A 20652-nucleotide genomic window follows, 5' to 3' on the forward strand; every position below is an offset into this window, starting at 1 on the left:
GGGGGGGGGGGATTTTCTTCTTGGGGGTCCCCTTTTTTCTTCGGGTTTTCTTTGGAGGGGGTGGGGGGGGGGGGGGGGGGGGCGGACAAACCCCCCCCCCCCCCGCCCGTCGCCGTTTGATCTACTCGTCGGTAGCATCCTGGCCATGGCAGACACCCAGCAGGTTGACGACAGCACCGGCGCCGCGCACGACACCAGGGCCGAGCGCAGGACCGCCCGGCTCGCCAAGGAGATCGCCGGCTTCGCCCGGGCGCACGGCGGGGCCGAGGCCCAGGTCGCGTACCTCGGCCAGAAGGGCGCCCGGATCGTGCTCGTCGGCGAGGACGGCGGCTGGGGCGACCTCGTGGCGCCCACGTACGAGATCGCCGAGGAGGCCGTGAAGAAGGCCGGGGTCACGGTGCACGAGACGTTCGACGGCGAGTTCGCGGCGAAGGTGAAGACCGGCCCGTACGAGTGGGAGCGGATGGCCGGGATCCAGCTGGGCGGCCCGCGCAACAGCTGAACCGGGCCGCGAGCAACACCTGACACCCGGTTCACCCGTTAGGACCTGAGAAGCCAGGGTCCAGCCACGGGGAGTCCGGATGATCGAAACGCCGTCCCTCGTGGACCAGTACTGCCACGGCGTGCTGCGCACGGAGCTGGGCCTCGGCACTTTCGAGGCCCACCTCGCCCGGACCGAGGGCCCGGCCGCGTCCGGCACCACGTTCTTCGACACCCAGACCGGTTTCGCGGTACGCCGCTGGTGCCCGCCCCTGCTGGGCCTGGAGCCGCACTGCGCGCCCGCCCACTATCTCGCCCGGCGCCGTGAGCTCGGCGTCCTGGAGGCGGGCCGCCGGCTGCTGCGGGGCAGCGGCATCACGACCTACCTGGTCGACACCGGGCTGCCGGGCGACCTCACCGGACCCGGCGAGATGGCCACCACCGGAGCGGCCGAGGCCCATGAGGTCATCCGGCTGGAGCTGCTCGCCGAACAGGTCGCCGACACCTCCGGCACCGTCGAGTCGTTCCTCGCCAACCTCGCCGAGTCCGTGCACGGCGCCTCCGCGAACGCCGTCGCCTTCACCTCCGTGGCCGGTGTACGGCACGGTCTGGCGCTCGCGCCCGAGCCGCCGGGACCGGGCGAGGTACGGGGCGCGGCCGGGCGCTGGCTCGCCGGGCGGCGGGTCGGCGGGGAGCTGAGCGACCCGGTCCTGCTGCGGCATCTGCTCTGGATCGCCGTGGCCTCGGGGCTGCCCCTGCAACTCCACGCCGGCCTCGGCGAACCCGGGCTGCGGATCGACCGCACCGACCCCGTCCTGCTCACCGACTTCGCCCGTGCCACCGCCGGCCTCGGCACCGATCTCGTCCTGCTGCACGGCTACCCCTACCACCGTCACGCGGCCCACCTCGCCGGCGTCTTCTCCCATGTGTACGCCGACCTGGGTGCCTCCATGGTGCGCACGGGGGCACGCGCGGCCGCCGTCCTCGCGGAGATCCTGGAACTGGCCCCCTTCGGCAAGCTGCTCTTCTCCAGCGGAGCCCACGGGCTGCCCGAGCTGCACGTGGTGGGCGCCCGCCTCTTCCGTGAGTCCCTCGCCCGGGTGCTCGGCACCTGGGTCGCCGAGGGCGCCTGGTCGCTGGCGGACGCTCAGCGGGTGGCCGGGCTCATCGCCGCGGGGAACGCACGCCGGGTGTACGGGCTGGAGTGAGCACTTCAGACTGGCCCCCATGACCGACGACGCCACGGCCCGGGTCCTCGACCGCTTCCTCGCCGAGCTGCGCGCCCTCGCCCCCGTCGCCGTATGGGCGCACGGATCCCTGGCCGGGGGCGACTACCAGGAGGGGCGCAGCGACCTGGACATGATCGCCGTCCTCAGGGGCCCGGTCCCGCTCGCCACCGTCCGTCGACTGGCCCGGTTGCACCGCGGGCTGCGCGACGACGAGCCCCTCGCCCGGAAGCTGCACTGCAGTTACCTGACACCCGACACCCTGGCCGGCGCGGAACGGGCCCACCTCACCTGGGCGCACAACGGGCTGATGAGACGCCCCGTCACCCCGGTCACCCGCCGTGAGCTGCACGCCTTCGGGCTCGTCCGGCACGGCGTACCGCCCGGGGATCTGCTCCCGCCCTTGCCGGACGACGAGCTCCACGCCTTCGTCGTCCGGGACCAGAAGGAGTTCTGGCGGCCGGCGGTGCGCAAGGCGCGACTGTGGAAGCAGGACGTCTGGGTGGACCTGGGGATGGTCACGTTCGCCCGCGCGACGGTCACGCTGCGGGACGGCCGGCTGATCTCCAAACGGGAGGCACTGGATCTCCTCCCGGAACTCGGCGCGCCCCTCGACGTGGTCGAGGACGTCCGGCGACGGCGGTACGGGGATCCGGCGCCGCCCACCGCGGAGTGGACGATGCGCCGGAGCGAGCTGACCCGCGGCTACCTGGGTCCCGCGATGGACGGCCTGGTGGCGGCGTACGGGGTGCGGTGACGCGCGGGTTCACGCGCGCGTGAGCGTCGCTTCGGCGGCCGGGCCCGGCAGCTCCGCCACGACCTCCGGCCGTTCGCGCAGCGCCAGCAGGACGCGCATGACGCCGATCCAGACCAGGCAGGAGCCGAACATGTGGAGGCCGACCAGGGCCTCGGGCAGGTCCGTGAAGTACTGGACGTAGCCGATGACGCCCTGTCCGAGGAGGATCAGGAAGAGATCGCGCGTGCGGTCCAACGGGCCCCTGGGGGCGTCGACCGCCTTGAGGACGAACCACAGGGCGAACGTCAGCGTCACCACGATCCAGGCCAGCACGGAATGCAGCTTGGCGACCGTCTCCCAGTCGAGGGGAATCCGGTTGACCTCGCTGGAGTCGCCCGCGTGCGGGCCCGCTCCGGTGACGACCGTGCCGACCGCGATCAGCAGGACGGCCGCGACGACCAGGAACCACACCAGTTGCTGCACGGCCTTGCCGACCAGCGGACGCGGCTCGGTGTCGCCCTCGCGGGTGCGCTGCCACATCACGGTCGCGACGGTGATCAGCGCCGTGGAGAGCAGGAAGTGGGCGGCGACCGTGTACGGGTTGAGGCCGACCAGGACCACGATCCCGCCGAGGACCGCGTTGCTCATGACGATCCAGAACTGCGCCCAGCCCAGCCGGGTGAGGCCTCGCCGCCACGGCTTCTGCGAGCGCGCGGCGATGATCGCCCAGCCGACCGCGGCACACAGCACATACGTCAGCATGCGGTTGCCGAACTCGATGACGCCGTGGAAGCCCATCGCGCCGGTCGTGGTCAGCGAGTCGTCGGTGCACTTGGGCCAGGTCGGGCAGCCGAGCCCGGAGCCGGTCAGGCGCACGGCGCCGCCGGTGACCACGATGACCACCGCCATGGCGAGCGCGGCGAGGGCCGCGCGCCGCACCGTCCGCGGTGCGGGGGTCCAGCGTTCGGCGATGAAGGCGAGCGGGTTGCGCACCGCGCGCAGGGCGTCGGCTCGGGTCACGTTTGGCACGCGCCCCATCGTAGGGGGCCACTTGTGCACGCCTTCACGAGGGGGAGGTCTCTACTCCCACCGGAAGAATCGGGCGGCGGCCCCGAGGCCGAGCACCGCCCACACCGCGAGGATCCCGAGGTCCGCCCACGGCACCCCGGCGCCGTGCTGGAGCACGTCCCGCAGGCCGTCGGAGAGCGCCGAGACGGGCAGCAGGCCGAGGACGTCCTGGGCGCCCGAGGGGAACTTGTCGAGCGGGACGACCACGCCGCCGCCGACCAGGAGCAGCAGGAAGACGAGGTTGGCGGCGGCCAGCGTCGCCTCCGCCTTCAGCGTGCCCGCCATCAGCAGGCCGAGCCCCGAGAACGCGGCGGTCCCCAGAACCAGCAACAGCAGCACGGTCAGCGGGTTGCCGTGCGGTGACCAGCCCAGCGCGAAGGCGATCGCGGTCAACAGGATCACCTGGAGGATCTCCGTGACCAGCACCGACGCCGTCTTCGCGGTCATCAGACCCCAGCGCGGCAGCGGCGAGGAGGCGAGCCGCTTCAGGACGCCGTACCGGCGCTCGAAGCCCGTCGCGATGGCCTGGCCCGTGAACGCCGTCGACATCACGGCGAGCGCGAGGATGCCCGGGGCCAGGAAGTCGACGGCCTCGCCCTTGCCCGTGTCGACGATGTCCACCGTGCTGAACAGCACCAGCAGCAGCGTCGGGATGACGACCGTGAGCAGGAGCTGCTCGCCGTTGCGCAGCAGCATCTTCGTCTCGAGGACGGCCTGGGCGCCGATCATGCGCGGCAGTGGAGCCGCACCCGGCCTGGGGGTGTAGGTTCCGGCGGCGGTCATGAGCGCAGCTCCTTGCCCGTGAGCTCCAGGGTGTGCCCATCCGGGGGACAACCCCCGGACCCCCGGCCGAGACGAATCCGACCCTGCCTCATGAGCGCAGCTCCTTGCCTGTGAGCTCCAGGCTGTGCCCATCCGGGGGACAACCCCCGGACCCCCGGCCGAGACGAATCCGACCCTGCCTCATGAGCGCAGCTCCTTGCCTGTGAGCTCCAGAAAGACGTCTTCGAGGGTGTGGCGCTCGACGGAGATCTTCTCCGGCATCACCCCGTGCTGGGCGCACCAGGAGGTGACCGTCGCCAGGAGCTGCGGATCGACCTTCCCGCCCACCCGGTAGGCGCCCGGCGTCAGCTCCGCCGCCGTGCTGTCCGTCGGAAGGGCCTTCAGCAGTGAGCCCACGTCGAGCCCCGGGCGCCCGCTGAAGCGCAGGGTGTTCTCGGCGCCGCCGCGGCACAGCGCCTCGGGGGAGCCCTGAGCGACGACCCGGCCCGCGTCAATGATCGCGACGTCGTCCGCGAGCTGCTCGGCCTCGTCCATGTGATGCGTGGTGAGGATGACGGAGACACCGTCGGTGCGCAGGTCGCGGACCAGGTCCCAGGTCGCCCGGCGGGCCTGCGGGTCGAGCCCCGCCGTGGGCTCGTCGAGGAAGACCAGCTCGGGGCGGCCCACCACGGCCATCGCCAGTGCGAGCCGCTGCTGCTGACCGCCGGACAGCCGCCGGTACGTCGTACGCCCGCAGCCGTCCAGGCCCAGCCGCTCGATCAGGGCGTCCACATCCAGCGGATGGGCGTGCAGCCTCGCCACATGGCGGAGCATCTCGTCGGCACGCGCGCCCGAGTAGACGCCGCCGGACTGAAGCATGACCCCGATCCGCGGACGCAGCCGTCCCGACTCCCGCACGGGGTCGAGGCCCAGGACGCGCACCGTGCCGGAGTCCGGCTTCCGGTACCCCTCGCAGGTCTCGACCGTCGTCGTCTTGCCCGCGCCGTTGGGCCCGAGTACGGCGGTGATGCCCGCGGCGGCCACCAGGTCGAGGCCGTCCACTGCGGTCTTCGTGCCGTACCGCTTCACCAGGGCCTGGACCTGGACCACGGGCTCGCTTCGCATGAGGCGCAAGTCTAGGGACGCGGCCGGGGATCCGGGCGGGCGGGGCCCCTCACCTGGTCGACGATCCATTCCTCGCGCGGCCGGTGCAGTGCCAGCCACCGCTGCGCGTACGCCACGGCGTCGGCCACCGGGAACAGGCGCACGTCGGCGGCGCCCACCCGGCCGCGTACGACGGGCCGGTCCCGTTCGAAGTCGGCGCCGAGTTCGCCGAAGCGGTCGGAGGTGATCGACACCTCCGTCACCACCTCCCACCGGGCCGTTCCGTCGGGTCCCAGGACCGGGCGGCCCACCTCGGCCAGGGGTGACGGGATCCGGTACTCGGCCAGGTGGAAGGCGGTGCACGCGTCGTAGCCCGCGCCGAGCAGCAGGACCCGGGCGCCGATGGCCTCAAGACGGGCCAGCGGGCTGCGCTCGCCGAGCCGGCAGTCGGGCGCGTGCCCGTCGACGACCTGCGTCGCGCCCGGGCCGATCGCCGCGAAGGAGGTCTGGGGGTGCGCACTGCGCAGGGCGCCGGGCCAGGTGCGGACCGCCTCCGGAACCACACCGACGCCCCGGGTGGGCGTGATCAGCGGGTCGTAGGCGGGCATCGTCGCCCGGATGGCCGACCACCACTCCTCGGGAACCGGAGGGCTCGTCCACAGCGCCGGGTCGGAGAGGTCGCCGGACTGGGTGGGGACCACCAGGGTTCCGTCGGGGCCAAGGGCGTCGAGCAGTCCCTGGACGACGGATATCGCGCCGCCGCAGACCCATCCCAGCGCGCTGAGCGAGGAGTGCGCGAGGACGGTCTCGCCGGGCCGGATCCCGAGCTCCCGCAGCTGTGCGGCGAGGGTGACCCGGGTGACGAGTGGGCCGGTGGGAGGGGGTGTGGGCACGTCCGGCAGTCTGGTGGAACGCTCCGCGGAACGCCACCGTATTGATCGATCAAAGATCGTTTCCGCAGGTCAGCTTAGGTATGCCTAAGTGATGCGTGACACCGTCCACCGCTCGGACGCGGGTTGTCAGGCTCTGAGGAATTACGCAACAATGGCGTTGTGAAAAACGTTGGCGAGGCTCCGCAGGAGGAACTCGCGACCGGTGAGCGGTCCACCCGCAACCGCGTCGCGCGCTCCATCCTGGACCACGGCCCGTCGACCGTCGCCGACCTCGCCGGTCGGCTGGGCCTCACCCACGCGGCCGTACGCCGGCATCTCGACACGCTCGTCGGCGACGACGTCGTGGAGGCCCGTGAGCAGCGCGTCTACGGCGCGCGTACGCGCGGCCGGCCCGCCAAGGTGTTCGCCCTGACGGACTGCGGCCGGGACGCCTTCGACCAGTCCTACGACAAGCTGGCCGCCGACGCGCTGCGCTGGATCGCGGAGCGTGACGGCGGGGACGAGGCGCTCGTCGCCTTCGCCCGCGCCCGGATGGCCGCCCAGGCCGGGGCGTATCGCCAGGCCATCGAGGCCGCGACCCCCGAGGGCCGCACCGAAGCGCTCGCCAAGGCCCTGAGCGTGGACGGGTACGCTGCTACGGCGCGTAGCGCACCGGTCGGCGAGCAGCTCTGCCAGCACCACTGCCCGGTCGCCCATGTCGCCGAGCAGTTCCCGCAGCTGTGCGAGGCGGAGACGGAGATCTTCTCCGAGCTGCTCGGTACGCACGTCCAGCGACTGGCCACCATCGCCCACGGCGACGGCGTCTGCACGACGTTCATCCCAAAGATTTCCAAGATCGACCATGACGACCACACCGCATCTGCAAGCACGGCCGGGAGGAACCCCGCATGACTCTGCCCACGGAGACTGCCCATCCTGAGCTTGATGGCCTGGGCAACTACGAATACGGCTGGGCCGACTCCGACGCGGCCGGTGCCTCTGCCAAGCGCGGCATCAACGACGACGTCGTCCGGGACATCTCGGCGAAGAAGTCCGAGCCGGAGTGGATGACCAAGCTCCGCCTCAAGGGCCTGCGCCTGTTCGAGAAGAAGCCCATGCCGAACTGGGGCTCGGACCTGTCGGGCATCGACTTCGACAACATCAAGTACTTCGTGCGCTCCACGGAGAAGCAGGCGGAGTCCTGGGAGGACCTGCCCGAGGACATCAAGAACACGTACGACAAGCTCGGCATCCCCGAGGCGGAGAAGCAGCGCCTCGTCGCCGGTGTCGCGGCCCAGTACGAGTCCGAGGTCGTCTACCACCAGATCAACGAGGAGCTGGAGGCGCAGGGTGTCATCTTCATGGACACCGACACCGCGCTGAAGGAGCACCCGGAGCTCTTCAAGGAGTACTTCGGCACCGTCATCCCGGTGGGCGACAACAAGTTCGCGTCGCTGAACTCCGCGGTGTGGTCCGGCGGTTCGTTCATCTACGTCCCCAAGGGCGTGCACGTCGAGATCCCGCTCCAGGCCTACTTCCGTATCAACACGGAGAACATGGGCCAGTTCGAGCGGACGCTGATCATCGTCGACGAGGGCGCCTACGTCCACTACGTCGAGGGTTGTACGGCGCCGATCTACTCGTCGGACTCCCTGCACTCCGCGGTGGTCGAGATCATCGTGAAGAAGGGCGGCCGCTGCCGCTACACGACCATCCAGAACTGGTCGAACAACGTCTACAACCTGGTCACCAAGCGCGCCGTGGCGTACGAGGGCGCGACCATGGAGTGGATCGACGGCAACATCGGCTCCAAGGTCACCATGAAGTACCCGGCCGTCTACCTGATGGGCGAGCACGCCAAGGGCGAGACCCTCTCCATCGCCTTCGCGGGCGAGGGCCAGCACCAGGACGCCGGCTCCAAGATGGTCCACATGGCGCCGAACACCTCCTCCAACATCGTGTCGAAGTCCGTCGCGCGTGGTGGCGGCCGTACGTCGTACCGCGGGCTCGTCGAGATCGGCGAGGGCGCCCACGGTTCCAAGTCGAACGTGCTGTGCGACGCGCTGCTCGTCGACACGATCTCCCGCTCCGACACGTACCCCTACGTGGACGTCCGCGAGGACGACGTGTCCATGGGCCACGAGGCGACCGTCTCCAAGGTCAGCGACGACCAGCTCTTCTACCTGATGAGCCGGGGCATGACCGAGTTCGAGGCGATGGCGATGATCGTGCGCGGCTTCGTCGAGCCGATCGCCAAGGAGCTGCCCATGGAGTACGCCCTTGAACTCAACCGGCTGATCGAGCTGCAGATGGAAGGCGCGGTCGGTTAAGACCCGCACTCCCCAGGCAGCAGCGAATTTCTGACGTAGGAAGAGAGCAGACCGACAGCCATGGCTGAGGCTCAGAACTCCCCCATTCTCGACTCCGCTCGAGCGGGGGGACCCCCGCCGGTGGGCTCCACCACCGCCGGCCAGATCGCGGTGGCCGCCGAGTCGACCGTCGCTACGCGCATGAGCGCGCCCCCGTCCTTCGACGTGGCGGACTTCCCCGTCCCCCACGGCCGCGAGGAGGAGTGGCGGTTCACGCCGCTGGAGCGGCTGCGCGGGCTGCACGACGGCACCGCGGTCGCGACCGGCGACGGCGTGAAGGTCGACATCGAGGCGCCCGAGGGCGTCACGGTGGAGACCGTCGCCCGTGACGACGCGCGGATCGGCAGGGCCGGCACCCCGGTGGACCGCATCGCCGCCCAGGCGTACTCGGCGTTCGAGAAGGCCGGCGTGGTCACCGTCCCCAAGGACACGGTGCTCACCGACCCGATCCGCATCGCCGTGCACGGCCAGGGCGGGGTGGCCTACGGCCACCAGGTCATCGAACTGGGCGCCTTCGCCGAGGCCGTCGTCGTCATCGACCACACCGGTGACGCCGTCCTCGCCGCCAACGTCGACTACCTCCTGGGCGACGGCGCCAAGCTGACCGTCGTCTCCGTCCAGGACTGGGACGACAAGGCCGTGCACGTGGGCCAGCACAACGCGCTGATCGGCCGGGACGCCACGTTCAAGTCGTTCGTGGTCACCTTCGGCGGCGACCTCGTACGTCTGCACCCGCGGGTCGCCTACGCCGGCACCGGCGGCGAGGCCGAGCTCTTCGGCCTCTACTTCACGGACGCCGGCCAGCACCAGGAGCACCGCCTCCTGGTCGACCACAACACCCCGCACTGCAAGTCGAACGTCGCCTACAAGGGCGCGCTCCAGGGCGAGGGTGCCCACGCGGTGTGGATCGGTGACGTCCTCATCGAGGCCAAGGCCGAGGGCACGGACACGTACGAGATGAACCGCAACCTCGTGCTGACCGACGGCGCCCGGGTCGACTCCGTGCCGAACCTGGAGATCGAGACCGGCGAGATCGTCGGTGCCGGCCACGCCTCGGCGACCGGCCGCTTCGACGACGAGCAGCTCTTCTACCTGATGGCCCGGGGCATCCCGGCAGAGGAGGCCCGCCGACTGGTGGTCCGCGGCTTCTTCGCCGAGCTGGTCCAGCAGATCGGCGTCGACGACATCGAAGAGCGACTTCTCGTGAAGATCGACGAGGAGCTGGAGGCGTCGGTCTGATGACTGCCCCTTCGACGTTCCTACGCGCCTGTGGGCTGAGCGAGCTGGAGGACGACACCCCGAAACGGGTGGAACTCGACGGCACGCCGGTCTCGGTCGTGAAGACCGAGGGGGAGGTGTTCGCGATCAACGACATCTGCTCGCACGCGAACGTCTCGCTCTCCGAGGGCGAGGTGGAGGACTGTCAGATCGAGTGCTGGCTGCACGGCTCCTCGTTCGACCTCCGCACCGGCAAGCCGTCCGGCCTTCCCGCGACGCGCCCCGTCCCCGTATACCCCGTAAAGATCGAAGGGGACGACGTGCTCGTCTCCCTCACCCAGGAGTCCTGAGGTACCCATGGCAACGCTTGAAATCCGAGACCTGCACGTCACCGTCGAGGCCGACAACGCCACGAAGGAGATCCTCAAGGGCGTCGACCTCACCGTGAAGCAGGGCGAGACGCACGCCATCATGGGCCCGAACGGCTCCGGCAAGTCGACCCTCGCCTACTCGCTCGCGGGTCACCCGAAGTACACGATCACCAGCGGCACCGTCACGCTCGACGGCGAGGACGTCCTGGAGATGTCCGTCGACGAGCGCGCCCGCGCCGGCCTGTTCCTGGCGATGCAGTACCCGGTTGAGATCCCCGGCGTCTCCGTCTCCAACTTCCTGCGCACCTCCGCCACCGCCATCCGCGGTGAGGCCCCCAAGCTGCGGACGTGGGTGAAGGAGGTCAAGGAGACCATGGAGCGTCTCCACATGGACCCGGCCTTCGCCGAGCGCAACGTGAACGAGGGCTTCTCCGGCGGTGAGAAGAAGCGCCACGAGATCCTTCAGCTGGAGCTCCTCAAGCCGAAGGTCGCGATTCTCGACGAGACCGACTCCGGCCTGGACGTCGACGCCCTGCGCATCGTCTCCGAGGGCGTGAACCGGGTCCGCGAGACCGGCGAGGTGGGCACCCTGCTCATCACCCACTACACGCGCATCCTGCGCTACATCAAGCCCGACTACGTCCACGTCTTCTCCGCGGGCCGCATCGTCGAGTCCGGCGGCGCCGAGCTCGCCGACAAGCTGGAGAACGAGGGTTACGAGGGCTACACCACGAAGGGTGGCGTATCAGCGTGACGCAGCTGCCGGGCCTCCTCGACACCGAGGCGATCCGCAAGGACTTCCCCATCCTGGACCGTCAGGTCCACGACGGCCGGAAGCTCGTGTACCTGGACAACGCGGCGACCTCGCAGAAGCCGCGCCAGGTGCTCGACGCCCTCAACGAGTACTACGAGCGCTACAACGCCAACGTCCACCGCGGTGTGCATGTGCTCGCCGAGGAGGCCACGGCGCTGTACGAGGGCGCGCGCGACAAGGTCGCCGCGTTCATCAACGCGCCGAGCCGCGACGAGGTGATCTTCACCAAGAACGCCTCCGAGTCGCTCAACCTCGTGGCCAACATGCTGGGCTGGGCCGACGAGCCCTACCGCGTGGACCACGAGACCGAGATCGTCATCACGGAGATGGAGCACCACTCCAACATCGTCCCGTGGCAGCTGCTGTCGCAGCGCACGGGCGCGAAGCTGAAGTGGTTCGGCCTCACCGACGACGGCCGCCTCGACCTGTCCAACATCGAGGAGGTCATCACCGAGAAGACGAAGATCGTCTCCTTCGTGCTGGTCTCCAACATCCTGGGCACGGTCAACCCGGTCGAGAAGATAGTGCGCCGCGCACAGGAGGTCGGGGCCCTGGTCCTGATCGACGCCTCCCAGGCCGCGCCGCACATGCCGCTGGACGTACAGGCCCTCCAGGCCGACTTCGTGGCCTTCACCGGCCACAAGATGTGCGGTCCGACGGGCATCGGCGTCCTGTGGGGACGCCAGGAGCTCCTTGAGGACCTCCCGCCGTTCCTCGGCGGCGGCGAGATGATCGAGACGGTGTCGATGCACTCGTCGACGTACGCTCCCGCCCCCCACAAGTTCGAGGCGGGCACGCCTCCGATCGCGCAGGCGGTCGGTCTGGGCGCGGCGATCGACTATCTGAGCGCGATCGGCATGGACAAGGTCCTCGCCCACGAGCACGCGCTCACCGAGTACGCGGTGAAGCGGTTCGCGGAGGTCCCCGGCCTCCGGATCATCGGCCCGACGACGGCCGAGGACCGCGGCGCGGCGATCTCGTTCACGCTGGGTGACATCCACCCGCACGACGTGGGCCAGGTCCTGGACGAGCAGGGCATCGCGGTCCGGGTCGGGCATCACTGCGCCCGCCCGGTCTGCCTGCGCTACGGAATTCCTGCGACCACGCGAGCGTCGTTCTATCTGTACTCCACGCCGGCCGAGATCGATGCTCTGGTCGACGGTCTGGAGCACGTACGGAACTTCTTCGGCTGAAGGGCTGGTCGTGAAGCTTGATTCGATGTACCAGGAAGTCATCCTGGACCACTACAAGCACCCGCACGGTCGGGGCTTGCGGGACGGCGATGCCGAGGTGCACCACGTCAACCCGACATGCGGCGACGAGATCACGCTGCGTGTGAAGTACGACGGCGAGCAGATCGCCGACATCTCGTACGAGGGTCAGGGCTGCTCGATCAGCCAGGCCTCGGCCTCCGTGCTGAACGAACTCCTCGTGGGCAAGGACCTGCCCGAGGCGCAGAAGATCCAGGAGACCTTCCTGGAGCTGATGCAGTCCAAGGGCCGGATCGAGCCGGACGACGCGATGGAGGAGGTGCTGGAGGACGCGGTCGCGTTCGCCGGTGTCTCCAAGTACCCGGCCCGGGTCAAGTGCGCCCTCCTGAGCTGGATGGCGTGGAAGGACGCGACGGCCCAGGCACTGGGTGAAGAGCCCGACAAGGCTGCGAGGAAGACGGCATGAGCGAGAACGAGACCTTGATGACGAAGCCCGCCTCCGAGGAAGAAGTGCGTGAGGCGCTGTACGACGTCGTCGACCCCGAGCTGGGCATCGACGTCGTCAACCTGGGCCTCATCTACGGCATCCACATCGACGACGCGAACATCGCGACGATCGACATGACCCTGACGTCCGCGGCCTGTCCGCTCACCGACGTCATCGAGGACCAGGCCAAGTCCGCCACGGACGGCCTTGTCAACGAACTGCGCATCAACTGGGTCTGGATGCCGCCGTGGGGCCCGGACAAGATCACGGACGACGGCCGCGAGCAGCTCCGGGCGCTCGGGTTCAACGTCTGATCCCTCCGCACAGCAGGAACGGCGATACCTCTCGGTACCGCCGTTTTTTGCTGTCCGGGAAGGCGGGAAACGGTCGACTTGTGTACGGGTGTACGCATCGATATGTACACTCGTACACATGGGATATGTGCTCCTCGCCGGGGCGATCGCCGCCGAAGTGGCCGCCACCACCGCCATGAAGTACAGCGAGGGCTTCAGCAGGCTGTGGCCCTCCCTGGTCACCCTCCTCGGGTACGTCGTGGCGTTCGCGCTGCTCGCCCAGACCCTGAAGACGGTGTCGGTGGGCACGGCGTACGCGATCTGGGCCGGGGTCGGCACCGCCGCCATCGCCGCGATCGGGATGGTGTTCCTCGGTGAGGGCCTCACCGCCGCGAAGCTCGCCGGGATCGCGCTGATCATCGGCGGCGTCGTGCTCCTCAACCTGGGCGGTGCCCACTGATGGCCCGGCGTGTGAAGGACGGGGGGAGCCGATGACCCGCCGCTACGACCCCGAGCGCCGGCAGCGCATCATCGACGCGGCGATCCGTGTCGTCGGCGCCAAGGGCATCGGCGGTCTCAGCCACCGCTCCGTCGCCGCCGAGGCCGATGTGCCGCTCGGCTCCACCACGTACCACTTCAGGACCCTCGACGAGCTGATGGTCGCCGCCCTGCGCCAGGCGAACGAGGGCTTCGCCAAGGTGGTCGCGGCGCGCGGCGCACTGGAGGACACCGGGGGCGACCTGCCCGGGGAACTCGCCGGACTGATCGGCGAATGGCTCGCCGGCGACCGTACGGGCGTGGAGCTGGAGTACGAGCTGTATCTCGCCGCGCTGCGCCGCCCCGCGCTGCGTCCCGTCGCCGCCGAGTGGGTCCAGGAACTCGCCGACCGGCTCGCCCTCCGCACCGACCCCGTCACCGCTCGGGCCCTGGTCGCCCTGATGGACGGCATCTGCCTCCAGACGCTGCTGACCGGAGCGGCGTACGACGAGGGGTACGCGCGGGAGGTGCTGGCACGGGTGATCGGCTGAGCGGCCGCCCTCCGGCCCGGTCTCTGAGACGGTCCGCGGACGAGTTCGCCCAGACGGGCCCCGGCCGGTTAGGTTGCCCTCATGACCGACACGACTGCTACTCGCACCACCGGCGCCGTCGCCGCCGGCCTCGCCACCCTCGCCGCCGACGGCACCGTCCTCGACACCTGGTTCCCCGCCCCCGAGCTGTCCGCCGTGGATGCCGAGGGCCTCGGCCCGGCCGGCACCGAGCGGCTGTCCGCCGCGCGTGCCGTGGAACTGCTCGGTGAGGGCGCCGCCAAGGCGATCGGCCCGGACGCCCGCCGCGGCGTCGAAGTGATCGCGGTCCGTACGGTCATCGCGTCCCTCGACGACAAGCCGCTCGACGCGCACGACACCTACCTGCGCCTGCACCTGCTCTCGCACCGCCTCGTGCAGCCGCACGGCCAGAGCCTGGACGGTATGTTCGCCCACCTCGCCAACGTCGCCTGGACCTCGCTCGGCCCGGTCGCCGTCGACGACGTCGAGAAGGTCCGGCTGAACGCCCGCGCGGAGGGCCTGCACCTCCAGGTGACGTCCATCGACAAGTTCCCGCGCATGACGGACTACGTCGCTCCGAAGGGCGTCCGCATCGCCGACGCCGACCGCGTCCGGCTCGGCGCGCACCTCGCCGAGGGCACCACCGTCATGCACGAGGGCTTCGTGAACTTCAACGCGGGCACGCTCGGCACCTCGATGGTCGAGGGCCGCATCTCGGCCGGGGTCGTGGTCGGCAACGGCTCCGACATCGGCGGCGGCGCCTCCACCATGGGCACCCTCTCCGGTGGCGGCAACGTCCGTATCACCATCGGCGAGCGCTGCCTGGTCGGCGCCGAGGCGGGCGTCGGCATCGCGCTTGGCGACGAGTGCGTGGTCGAGGCCGGCCTGTACGTGACCGCGGGCACCCGCGTCACGATGCCCGACGGCCAGATCGTCAAGGCCCGCGAGCTCTCCGGCGCCTCGAACATCCTCTTCCGCCGCAACTCGGTCACCGGCACCGTCGAGGCCCGCCCGAACAACGCGGTCTGGGGCGGCCTGAACGACGTACTGCACAGCCACAACTAGCGCCTTCGTACCACCGCAACCGGGCGCCCTGCCGCGGATCGATCGCGGCGGGGCGCCCGGCTATGTCGCGGCGAAGTCCGCCAGCGCCGCGAAGTCGTCCGCGCGCAGCCCGAGTCGGGGACTGACGTGGTGCAGCAGCGCGGGAGCGGGGTGGTGCGCGGTCACGTACGTCTCGTCGGCCGGGCTCTGCTCGTCGTCCACCCACGCGAACGGTCGGCCCTCCGCGTACGCCACGATCGCCTCCGTCTTCCAGTGCACCCCGTCGGGCCGCTCGGCGAACAGGCCGCCGGTGAAGTCGACATAGGGGAGTTCGGGCAGGCCGATCACCGGGGCGATCCACCGGTTCGCGGCGTCCATCCACGTGGTGGCCCAGCACAGGTCGAAGCCGAGGCCGAGCAATATCCGCCCGTGGTCCGGGTGCAGCCACACGCGCAGCGGACGGCCGGGCTGCAGGGCCACCCGGATCGTCGTGTAGCCCTCGGGGCGCCGCTCGGGCTGGGCCGCGTACGGATTCAGCGGACCGTCGACGTCGAGGAACAGCAGGGGCCGGCTCACGGAGCCAACGTACGGGAGCCGGTGACGGATTCCCGTGGAATATTTTTCGCGCCCGAGGCATAGCGGTGGGTGGGCGCACGCGTCACAAGGAGCACAGGGGCCGGACACAGAGTCCGCCGGGGAAGAGAAGGTGACGATGGATGCCGAAGCGCAGGAGAGCTTCCGGGAGTTCGTGGCGAACCGGTCGTCCGCGCTGCTGAAGACGGCCGTGCTGCTCAGCGGCGGTGACCGGCACGCCGCCGAGGACCTGCTGCAGAACGCCCTGATCAAGGCGGCGGGCCGGTGGCATCGCATCGACGAACCCGAGGCGTACGTCCGGCAGATCCTCTACCGGCAGCAGGTGAGCCGCTGGCGGCTGAAGTGGCCGCGCAGGGAACTGAGCGTCGCCGAACCGCCGGAGGCGTCGGCGGCGGCGGACGCCTCGGCCGCGGCCGAACTGCGTGTGGTGATGCGCGGGGCGCTCGCCCGGCTCACCGCCCGGCAGCGGACCGTGCTGGTGCTGCGTTACTTCGAGGACCTGCCCGAGGCCGATGTGGCACGGCTGCTGAGCTGCTCCGTCGGGACCGTCCGGTCCACGACACACCGCTCGCTCGCCCGGCTGCGCGCCCTCGCCCCCGAGCTGGCCTCGCTCGGCCCGGCCGACGTCGAGCAGCAGCCGTCCCGTGACTTCTCGCCCATGGAGGTGCGCTCGTGAACGTCGAAGAGCTGGTGCGCGAGTCGCTCCGGGAACAGGCCGTCGAACAGCCCGCCTTGGGGCCCGGCTTCGCCGACCGGGTGCTGACCACGCGCAGGCGCCGCCGGACCCGTACCTTCGCGTCCGTCGCCGCGGCCACCGCCGCCGTGGTCGCCGTGGCGGTCGCCGTGCCGCTGCTGCACTCCGGCGAGGACCGGGCGCGGCTCGCCAGCGAGATGAACCTGAGCGACATCATCGCCCACCCCGGGCAGACACCGCCGCGGGACCTGATCGCGGCCGGGGACACCGCGCTGGCCGCCTACTACACCCGGCACAACGTCGAGCAGACCGCCACCCGCGCGGTCGCCACCCGCACCTACCACCTCCTCGACCAGAAGACCGGCAAGTACGTGAAGACGACCAAGTGGTCCGTCCTCGCCGTCGCCCCCGGCATGCGGACCGCCGCCGTCCTGGAGAACGAACTGCCCACCCGGCGGATCGGAGTGCTCGACCTGCTCACCGGCAAGGTCGAGCGCTGGATCCCGGTCGACCGCGGTGTCGCGGGGATCGAGTTCTCGCCCGACGGCAGCAAGCTCGTCGCGACGACGTACGCCAAGAACCCGGACCTGATCTACAAGGCGGACTACGACAGCGACGGCGACGGCAAGAAGAACGACTGGATGCCGCGGTTCGGCGAGTCGGACCGGACCGGTTTCTACGTCATCGACGTGGCGTCCGGGAAGGCCTCCTGGGCCAAGGTCGCGGAGACGAAGGACGTCAACGTCCGCCAGGACTTCGCCTTCGACGCCGACGGCAAGCTCGTCTACTCGGGCCTCACCACGGAACCCAACGACCAGTACTACGACTTCGAGGGCCACAAGGTCGACAAGCCCGCGAAGGAGAAGTACCTGCACTGGTTCGTCGACGCGCGGCTGTCCCCGAACGGCAAGCTCGCCGCGGGCGACTTCGCGGGCGGGGCGAAGACGACCGCCTCCGCGATCAACGATCCGGACACCGGCAAGCGTCTCTACAAGGTGCACGGGCAGCAGCTGCTCGCCTGGGCCGACGACAAGCGGCTGATCGCCTGGGACATCGCGCCGGGCACGAACGAGTTCCACAACCGGCTCGTGCTCGTCACCATCGGCAGCGACAAGGTCGTTCCGCTCAGCGGTTTCCGCAAGGGCAACGACGGCGCGGGCGGGAGGTGGACACCGGTCTTCGCGGAGCGCTGACGCGCTGAGCGCCGCACAGACGGGCGGGGGGCGGACGGGGGTCGGCCCGCACCCGTCAGGCGGCCTCGGACATCAGACGCTCATACGCACCCAGCAGCCCGTCGGCCGTCTCCCGGCCGGCGGGCCGCAGTGGTGCCCGGACCGGCCCGGCGGGCAGTCCGAGCCGGCCGAGCAGCGCCTTCGCGGTGACCGTGCCGGGCAGTCCGGCGGACATCATCAGCTCGGTGAGCGCGATGGTCCGGCGCTGACGGCGCGCCGCCTCGGCCAAGTCACCCGCGTCGAACGCGTCGAGGATCGAACGGAACGGACCGGGCACCGCGTTCGCCACCGTGCTGACGTACCCCGCGGCGCCGATCGCGTACAGCGCGAGGACGTATTCGTCGCAGCCCGCGTAGTACGCCAACTCCGTGCGGGCCAGCACCTTCTGGGTGCCCAGGAGGTCGTACGCGCAGTCCTTCACGGCCACGATCCGCGGATGCCCGGCGAGCCGCGTCATCGTGTCCGGCTCGATCCGGGTGCCGGTGCGACCGGGGATGTCGTACAGCACGAGCGGCAGTCCGCAGGCGTCCGCGATCTCCCGGAAGTGCGCCTCGACCGCGTCCTGCGGCGGCCTGCTGTAGTAGGGCGCGACCACCAACAGGCCGTCCGCGCCCGCCTTTTCGGCCTGCAGGGCCAGTTCCACGGTGTGGCGGGTGTCCGCGGTGCCGACGCCCGCGACGATCGGCACGCCCGCACCGACCGCGGAGCGGACCGCGCGGACGAGCGCGGACTTCTCGGCGTCCGTCGTCGTCGGCGACTCGCCCGTGGTGCCGGACAGCACCAGCCCGTCGCACCCCGCGGAGACCAGCCGGTCGGCGAGCCGCTGCGCGCCGTCCAGGTCGAGGGTGCCCGCCTCGGTGAACGGTGTGATCATCGCGCAGAGCGCGCGGCCGAAGGGAGCGGTGGCGGTCACTCGTGCGGCGCGTGCGGCTTCGGTGCCTGGTGGTGTCATGTCGACAGTGTCGGCACTCGAACCGTGAAGCTCCACTTAATTCTCCTAAGGGGTATCGGGCAGTATTGCTACGCGATTCGGGAAGGGGAGGCCCTAGTGCCAACAGCGCCCCTCATGGGTCACCATGGCGAGGACGGAAGTCGACGGCAGATCACGGGAGGCACCATGAGGCTGGGCAAGGCACTCGCCACCGGAGTCGCGCAGGAGCAGGACCGGGTTCCCGAGGAGCAGGCGGACCGCCAGGTCGCCGAAGCCGTCGAGGAGTGGGAGGCGTCCGCCCCCGAAGAGGTCCCGGCCGTCCGATGAGACTGCGGCTCCCCGAGGAACGCCCGACGGAGCCGCCGACCGGATACAAGATCGCCCACCCGGTGCTGTCCCAGGACGGCACCCGGGCCGGGTTCACCGGCGTATCGCTGGGCGGCGCATTGCCGTACGGAGTGCTGGACGAGGCGCGTTGTGTCTACGGGCGGCGCCACCGCGCGCCGCACCGCCGCTGCGACTGCGGTTTCCACTGCGTGCACGAGCGCGCCACCGCGGAGGCACTGCTGTGCACCGCCGAGCACCGGTCGGCCGTCCTGCTCGAGGTCTCCGTCCTCGGCACCTACATCCGCTTCGAACGCGGCTTCCGCTACGCCCGCCAGCGGGTGCGCACGGCGACGGTCGGCCCGTGCGCCTGCGGAGCGGTCGCCTCGGCCCTGGCCGACGCCGGCTGGGGCCGCCCCGGCCACCGCGCGCTGACGGCGGCCTGTGCGGGATGCGTACGCGGTCGTACGTCGCTGTCGCTCGCCGCGTTCGCGCGGCTGGCCGGCGAAGGGCTCAGGGTCCGGGCCACCCCCGGAACGGCGGATCCGCCCGCCGGGCCGGGGGTCTCCGAGCTGGCCGCCGAGGCCGCGCTGCTGCAGGCCCGGCTCGACTGGTTCCAGAGTCAGTTGGCCCGCCTGGACGAGCGGGGACCGCAGGGGTAGCGCGGGCCGGCACGGGTACCCGGACCTCCACCAGCGAGAGGAGGCGGGACACCGTGACCGGGACCATGAACACCAGGCCCGTGCGGGACGAACACGGGCAGCAGTCGGTGGGCGAGCTCGTCGGGCAGGCCACCGAACAGCTCTCCCAGCTCGTACGGCAGGAAATCAGCCTTGCCAAGGAGGAGCTGACCGAGAAGGGGAAGCGTGCGGGACGCGGCGGCGGGCTGCTCGGAGGAGCGGGCGCCGTCGGATACGTCGGACTGATGGCACTGTCCGGCACGGGCGTCGCCGCACTCTCCCTGGTGCTGCCCGTGTGGGCCGCGGCACTGATCGTCACGGCGGTGCTCTTCGTGATCGCCGGCGTGCTGGCGGCCGCTGGACGCGCACAGCTGCGCCGCGCCGCCCCGCCCACGCCCGAGCGGACGCTCGACAGCGTCAAGGCCGATGTCGACGAGATCAAGGAAAGGGCGCACCGATGACGAACGACAACACCGGCGCTGACGCCGCGAAGGCGGTGGGGGCCAAGGGGCCGGAGGAGCTGCGGCGGCAGATCGAGGAGACCAGGAGTCAACTCGGTGACACCGTCGAGGAGTTGGCTGCCAAGGCGGATGTGAAGGCCCGTGCGCGGGCCCGTGCCGCCGACCTCAAGGACAAGGCCGGCGCCATGACCGTACAGATGAAGAGCACGGCCGCGCAGGCCGGTCACACCGTGCAGGACAAGGCGTCCCAGGCCGGGCATGCCGTCCAGGACACCGTGCCGGGACCCGTGCGGACCGCGGCCACCAATGTCGTCCAGGCCGGACTGCGGCACCCCCGGCCGGTCCTCATCGCCGGCGCCGGCGCGGTGGTCGCGGCCGGGCTGCTGCGGCGTCGGCACAACGGCCACCACTGACGGCGCGCGCCACGCGCACCGCTCACGGGTGCACCACTCGCGGGGCGCACAGCGCACGGGGTGCACCGCGCACGGGGCGCACTGCTCACTGGGTGCACCACGGGCACCGCAGGCGCCGCGCGAACCACAGGCATCACATCCGCACCCTCGGCGCAGCGCGTCAGAGTCGGAGCGACGGCAGCGGTGGGGGGGGGGGAGGGGGAGGGGCGCGGACCCCCACCT

The 20652-nt window shown here is 70.7% G+C and carries 26 protein-coding genes; 20 read left to right on the plus strand and 6 right to left on the minus strand.

Annotated elements, in window-relative coordinates; all coding sequences use genetic code 11:
- Positions 1–145 precede the first annotated feature (145 nt).
- The 3 genes from ACFWM2_RS18830 to ACFWM2_RS18840 all read left to right on the plus strand — a co-directional run bounded on the left by ACFWM2_RS18830 (position 146) and on the right by ACFWM2_RS18840 (position 2463).
- Positions 146–502, plus strand: a complete 357-nt coding sequence (locus ACFWM2_RS18830; protein ID WP_383280598.1) for a hypothetical protein — start codon at positions 146–148, stop codon at positions 500–502.
- 79 nt (positions 503–581) lie between these two features.
- A complete protein-coding gene (locus ACFWM2_RS18835; RefSeq protein ID WP_383280601.1) occupies positions 582–1688 on the plus strand; it encodes an amidohydrolase family protein in 1107 nt (368 codons plus the stop codon).
- 19 nt (positions 1689–1707) lie between these two features.
- Positions 1708–2463 carry a nucleotidyltransferase gene (locus ACFWM2_RS18840; protein ID WP_383280604.1) on the plus strand — a complete coding sequence of 252 codons (756 nt, stop codon included), beginning with the start codon at positions 1708–1710 and terminating at the stop codon, positions 2461–2463.
- A gap of 9 nt (positions 2464–2472) precedes the next feature.
- On the opposite strand, the gene ACFWM2_RS18845 is transcribed toward ACFWM2_RS18840, so the two are convergent.
- The 4 genes from ACFWM2_RS18845 to ACFWM2_RS18860 all read right to left on the minus strand — a co-directional run bounded on the left by ACFWM2_RS18845 (position 2473) and on the right by ACFWM2_RS18860 (position 6269).
- A complete protein-coding gene (locus tag ACFWM2_RS18845) occupies positions 2473–3480 on the minus strand; it encodes a heme A synthase (RefSeq protein WP_383280607.1) in 1008 nt (335 codons plus the stop codon).
- Between the two features lie 42 nt (positions 3481–3522).
- Positions 3523–4293 carry an ABC transporter permease gene (locus ACFWM2_RS18850; protein ID WP_383280610.1) on the minus strand — a complete coding sequence of 257 codons (771 nt, stop codon included), beginning with the start codon at positions 4291–4293 and terminating at the stop codon, positions 3523–3525.
- Between the two features lie 180 nt (positions 4294–4473).
- Positions 4474–5397 carry an ABC transporter ATP-binding protein gene (locus tag ACFWM2_RS18855; protein WP_383280613.1) on the minus strand — a complete coding sequence of 308 codons (924 nt, stop codon included), beginning with the start codon at positions 5395–5397 and terminating at the stop codon, positions 4474–4476.
- A gap of 11 nt (positions 5398–5408) precedes the next feature.
- Entirely contained in the window at positions 5409–6269 is an 861-nt protein-coding gene (locus tag ACFWM2_RS18860) for an aminoglycoside N(3)-acetyltransferase (RefSeq protein WP_383280615.1), read from the minus strand.
- 159 nt (positions 6270–6428) lie between these two features.
- Between ACFWM2_RS18860 and ACFWM2_RS18865 the strand changes: the two genes are divergently transcribed.
- The 11 genes from ACFWM2_RS18865 (at position 6429) to dapD (ending at position 15122) form a co-directional block, all read left to right on the plus strand.
- Positions 6429–7160 (plus strand): helix-turn-helix transcriptional regulator, encoded by a 732-nt coding sequence (locus ACFWM2_RS18865; RefSeq protein ID WP_383280618.1) that lies wholly within the window; start codon positions 6429–6431, stop codon positions 7158–7160.
- A complete protein-coding gene (sufB, locus tag ACFWM2_RS18870; RefSeq protein WP_383280621.1) occupies positions 7157–8578 on the plus strand; it encodes a Fe-S cluster assembly protein SufB in 1422 nt (473 codons plus the stop codon). The genes ACFWM2_RS18865 and sufB overlap by 4 nt, the downstream gene beginning before the upstream one ends.
- A gap of 60 nt (positions 8579–8638) precedes the next feature.
- Positions 8639–9856: a Fe-S cluster assembly protein SufD gene (sufD, locus tag ACFWM2_RS18875; protein WP_383280624.1), complete on the plus strand. Its 1218-nt coding sequence runs from the start codon at positions 8639–8641 to the stop codon at positions 9854–9856.
- On the plus strand, positions 9856–10185 hold the full coding sequence (locus tag ACFWM2_RS18880) for a bifunctional 3-phenylpropionate/cinnamic acid dioxygenase ferredoxin subunit (RefSeq protein WP_383280626.1): 330 nt from the start codon (positions 9856–9858) through the stop codon (positions 10183–10185). The genes sufD and ACFWM2_RS18880 overlap by 1 nt, the downstream gene beginning before the upstream one ends.
- Positions 10186–10192: 7 nt before the next feature.
- Positions 10193–10960, plus strand: a complete 768-nt coding sequence (gene sufC / locus ACFWM2_RS18885) for a Fe-S cluster assembly ATPase SufC (RefSeq protein ID WP_383280629.1) — start codon at positions 10193–10195, stop codon at positions 10958–10960.
- Positions 10957–12213, plus strand: a complete 1257-nt coding sequence (locus ACFWM2_RS18890; protein ID WP_383280632.1) for a cysteine desulfurase — start codon at positions 10957–10959, stop codon at positions 12211–12213. The genes sufC and ACFWM2_RS18890 overlap by 4 nt, the downstream gene beginning before the upstream one ends.
- Before the next feature lie 10 nt (positions 12214–12223).
- Positions 12224–12697, plus strand: a complete 474-nt coding sequence (gene sufU / locus ACFWM2_RS18895; protein ID WP_383280635.1) for a Fe-S cluster assembly sulfur transfer protein SufU — start codon at positions 12224–12226, stop codon at positions 12695–12697.
- Entirely contained in the window at positions 12694–13032 is a 339-nt protein-coding gene (locus ACFWM2_RS18900) for a metal-sulfur cluster assembly factor (protein ID WP_383280638.1), read from the plus strand. The genes sufU and ACFWM2_RS18900 overlap by 4 nt, the downstream gene beginning before the upstream one ends.
- Before the next feature lie 118 nt (positions 13033–13150).
- On the plus strand, positions 13151–13471 hold the full coding sequence (locus tag ACFWM2_RS18905; protein ID WP_383280641.1) for a DMT family transporter: 321 nt from the start codon (positions 13151–13153) through the stop codon (positions 13469–13471).
- Between the two features lie 31 nt (positions 13472–13502).
- On the plus strand, positions 13503–14039 hold the full coding sequence (locus ACFWM2_RS18910; protein WP_383280644.1) for a TetR/AcrR family transcriptional regulator: 537 nt from the start codon (positions 13503–13505) through the stop codon (positions 14037–14039).
- An 81-nt stretch (positions 14040–14120) separates the two neighbouring features.
- The gene (gene dapD, locus ACFWM2_RS18915) at positions 14121–15122 is read left to right on the plus strand and encodes a 2,3,4,5-tetrahydropyridine-2,6-dicarboxylate N-succinyltransferase (RefSeq protein WP_383280647.1); all 1002 of its coding nucleotides are present in this window, start codon (positions 14121–14123) and stop codon (positions 15120–15122) included.
- 60 nt (positions 15123–15182) lie between these two features.
- Here the strand turns inward: dapD and ACFWM2_RS18920 are convergent, their stop codons facing one another.
- Positions 15183–15677 (minus strand): hypothetical protein, encoded by a 495-nt coding sequence (locus ACFWM2_RS18920; RefSeq protein WP_383280649.1) that lies wholly within the window; start codon positions 15675–15677, stop codon positions 15183–15185.
- 136 nt (positions 15678–15813) lie between these two features.
- On the opposite strand from ACFWM2_RS18920, the gene ACFWM2_RS18925 reads away from it, so the two are divergent.
- Positions 15814–16371, plus strand: coding sequence for a SigE family RNA polymerase sigma factor (locus tag ACFWM2_RS18925; RefSeq protein WP_383280652.1), 558 nt, complete (start codon positions 15814–15816; stop codon positions 16369–16371).
- On the plus strand, positions 16368–17582 hold the full coding sequence (locus ACFWM2_RS18930) for a YncE family protein (protein WP_383280654.1): 1215 nt from the start codon (positions 16368–16370) through the stop codon (positions 17580–17582). Before ACFWM2_RS18925 ends, ACFWM2_RS18930 begins: the two co-directional genes overlap by 4 nt.
- A gap of 55 nt (positions 17583–17637) precedes the next feature.
- Here the strand turns inward: ACFWM2_RS18930 and dapA are convergent, their stop codons facing one another.
- Positions 17638–18573: a 4-hydroxy-tetrahydrodipicolinate synthase gene (gene dapA, locus ACFWM2_RS18935; RefSeq protein WP_383280657.1), complete on the minus strand. Its 936-nt coding sequence runs from the start codon at positions 18571–18573 to the stop codon at positions 17638–17640.
- Positions 18574–18738: 165 nt separating this feature from the next.
- On the opposite strand from dapA, the gene ACFWM2_RS18940 reads away from it, so the two are divergent.
- The 4 genes from ACFWM2_RS18940 to ACFWM2_RS18955 are packed head-to-tail and all read left to right on the plus strand — an operon-like array spanning position 18739 to position 20430.
- A complete protein-coding gene (locus tag ACFWM2_RS18940) occupies positions 18739–18879 on the plus strand; it encodes a hypothetical protein (RefSeq protein WP_383280660.1) in 141 nt (46 codons plus the stop codon).
- Complete coding sequence (locus ACFWM2_RS18945) at positions 18876–19538, plus strand: hypothetical protein (RefSeq protein WP_383280662.1); 663 nt, start codon at positions 18876–18878, stop codon at positions 19536–19538. The genes ACFWM2_RS18940 and ACFWM2_RS18945 overlap by 4 nt, the downstream gene beginning before the upstream one ends.
- Positions 19539–19591: 53 nt before the next feature.
- Entirely contained in the window at positions 19592–20017 is a 426-nt protein-coding gene (locus tag ACFWM2_RS18950; protein WP_383280665.1) for a phage holin family protein, read from the plus strand.
- Complete coding sequence (locus ACFWM2_RS18955; RefSeq protein ID WP_383280668.1) at positions 20014–20430, plus strand: DUF3618 domain-containing protein; 417 nt, start codon at positions 20014–20016, stop codon at positions 20428–20430. Before ACFWM2_RS18950 ends, ACFWM2_RS18955 begins: the two co-directional genes overlap by 4 nt.
- Positions 20431–20652: the final 222 nt, after the last annotated feature.

Origin of the sequence: Streptomyces sp. NPDC058371 (assembly GCF_042723265.1) — a bacterium.
GTDB lineage: Bacteria > Actinomycetota > Actinomycetes > Streptomycetales > Streptomycetaceae > Streptomyces.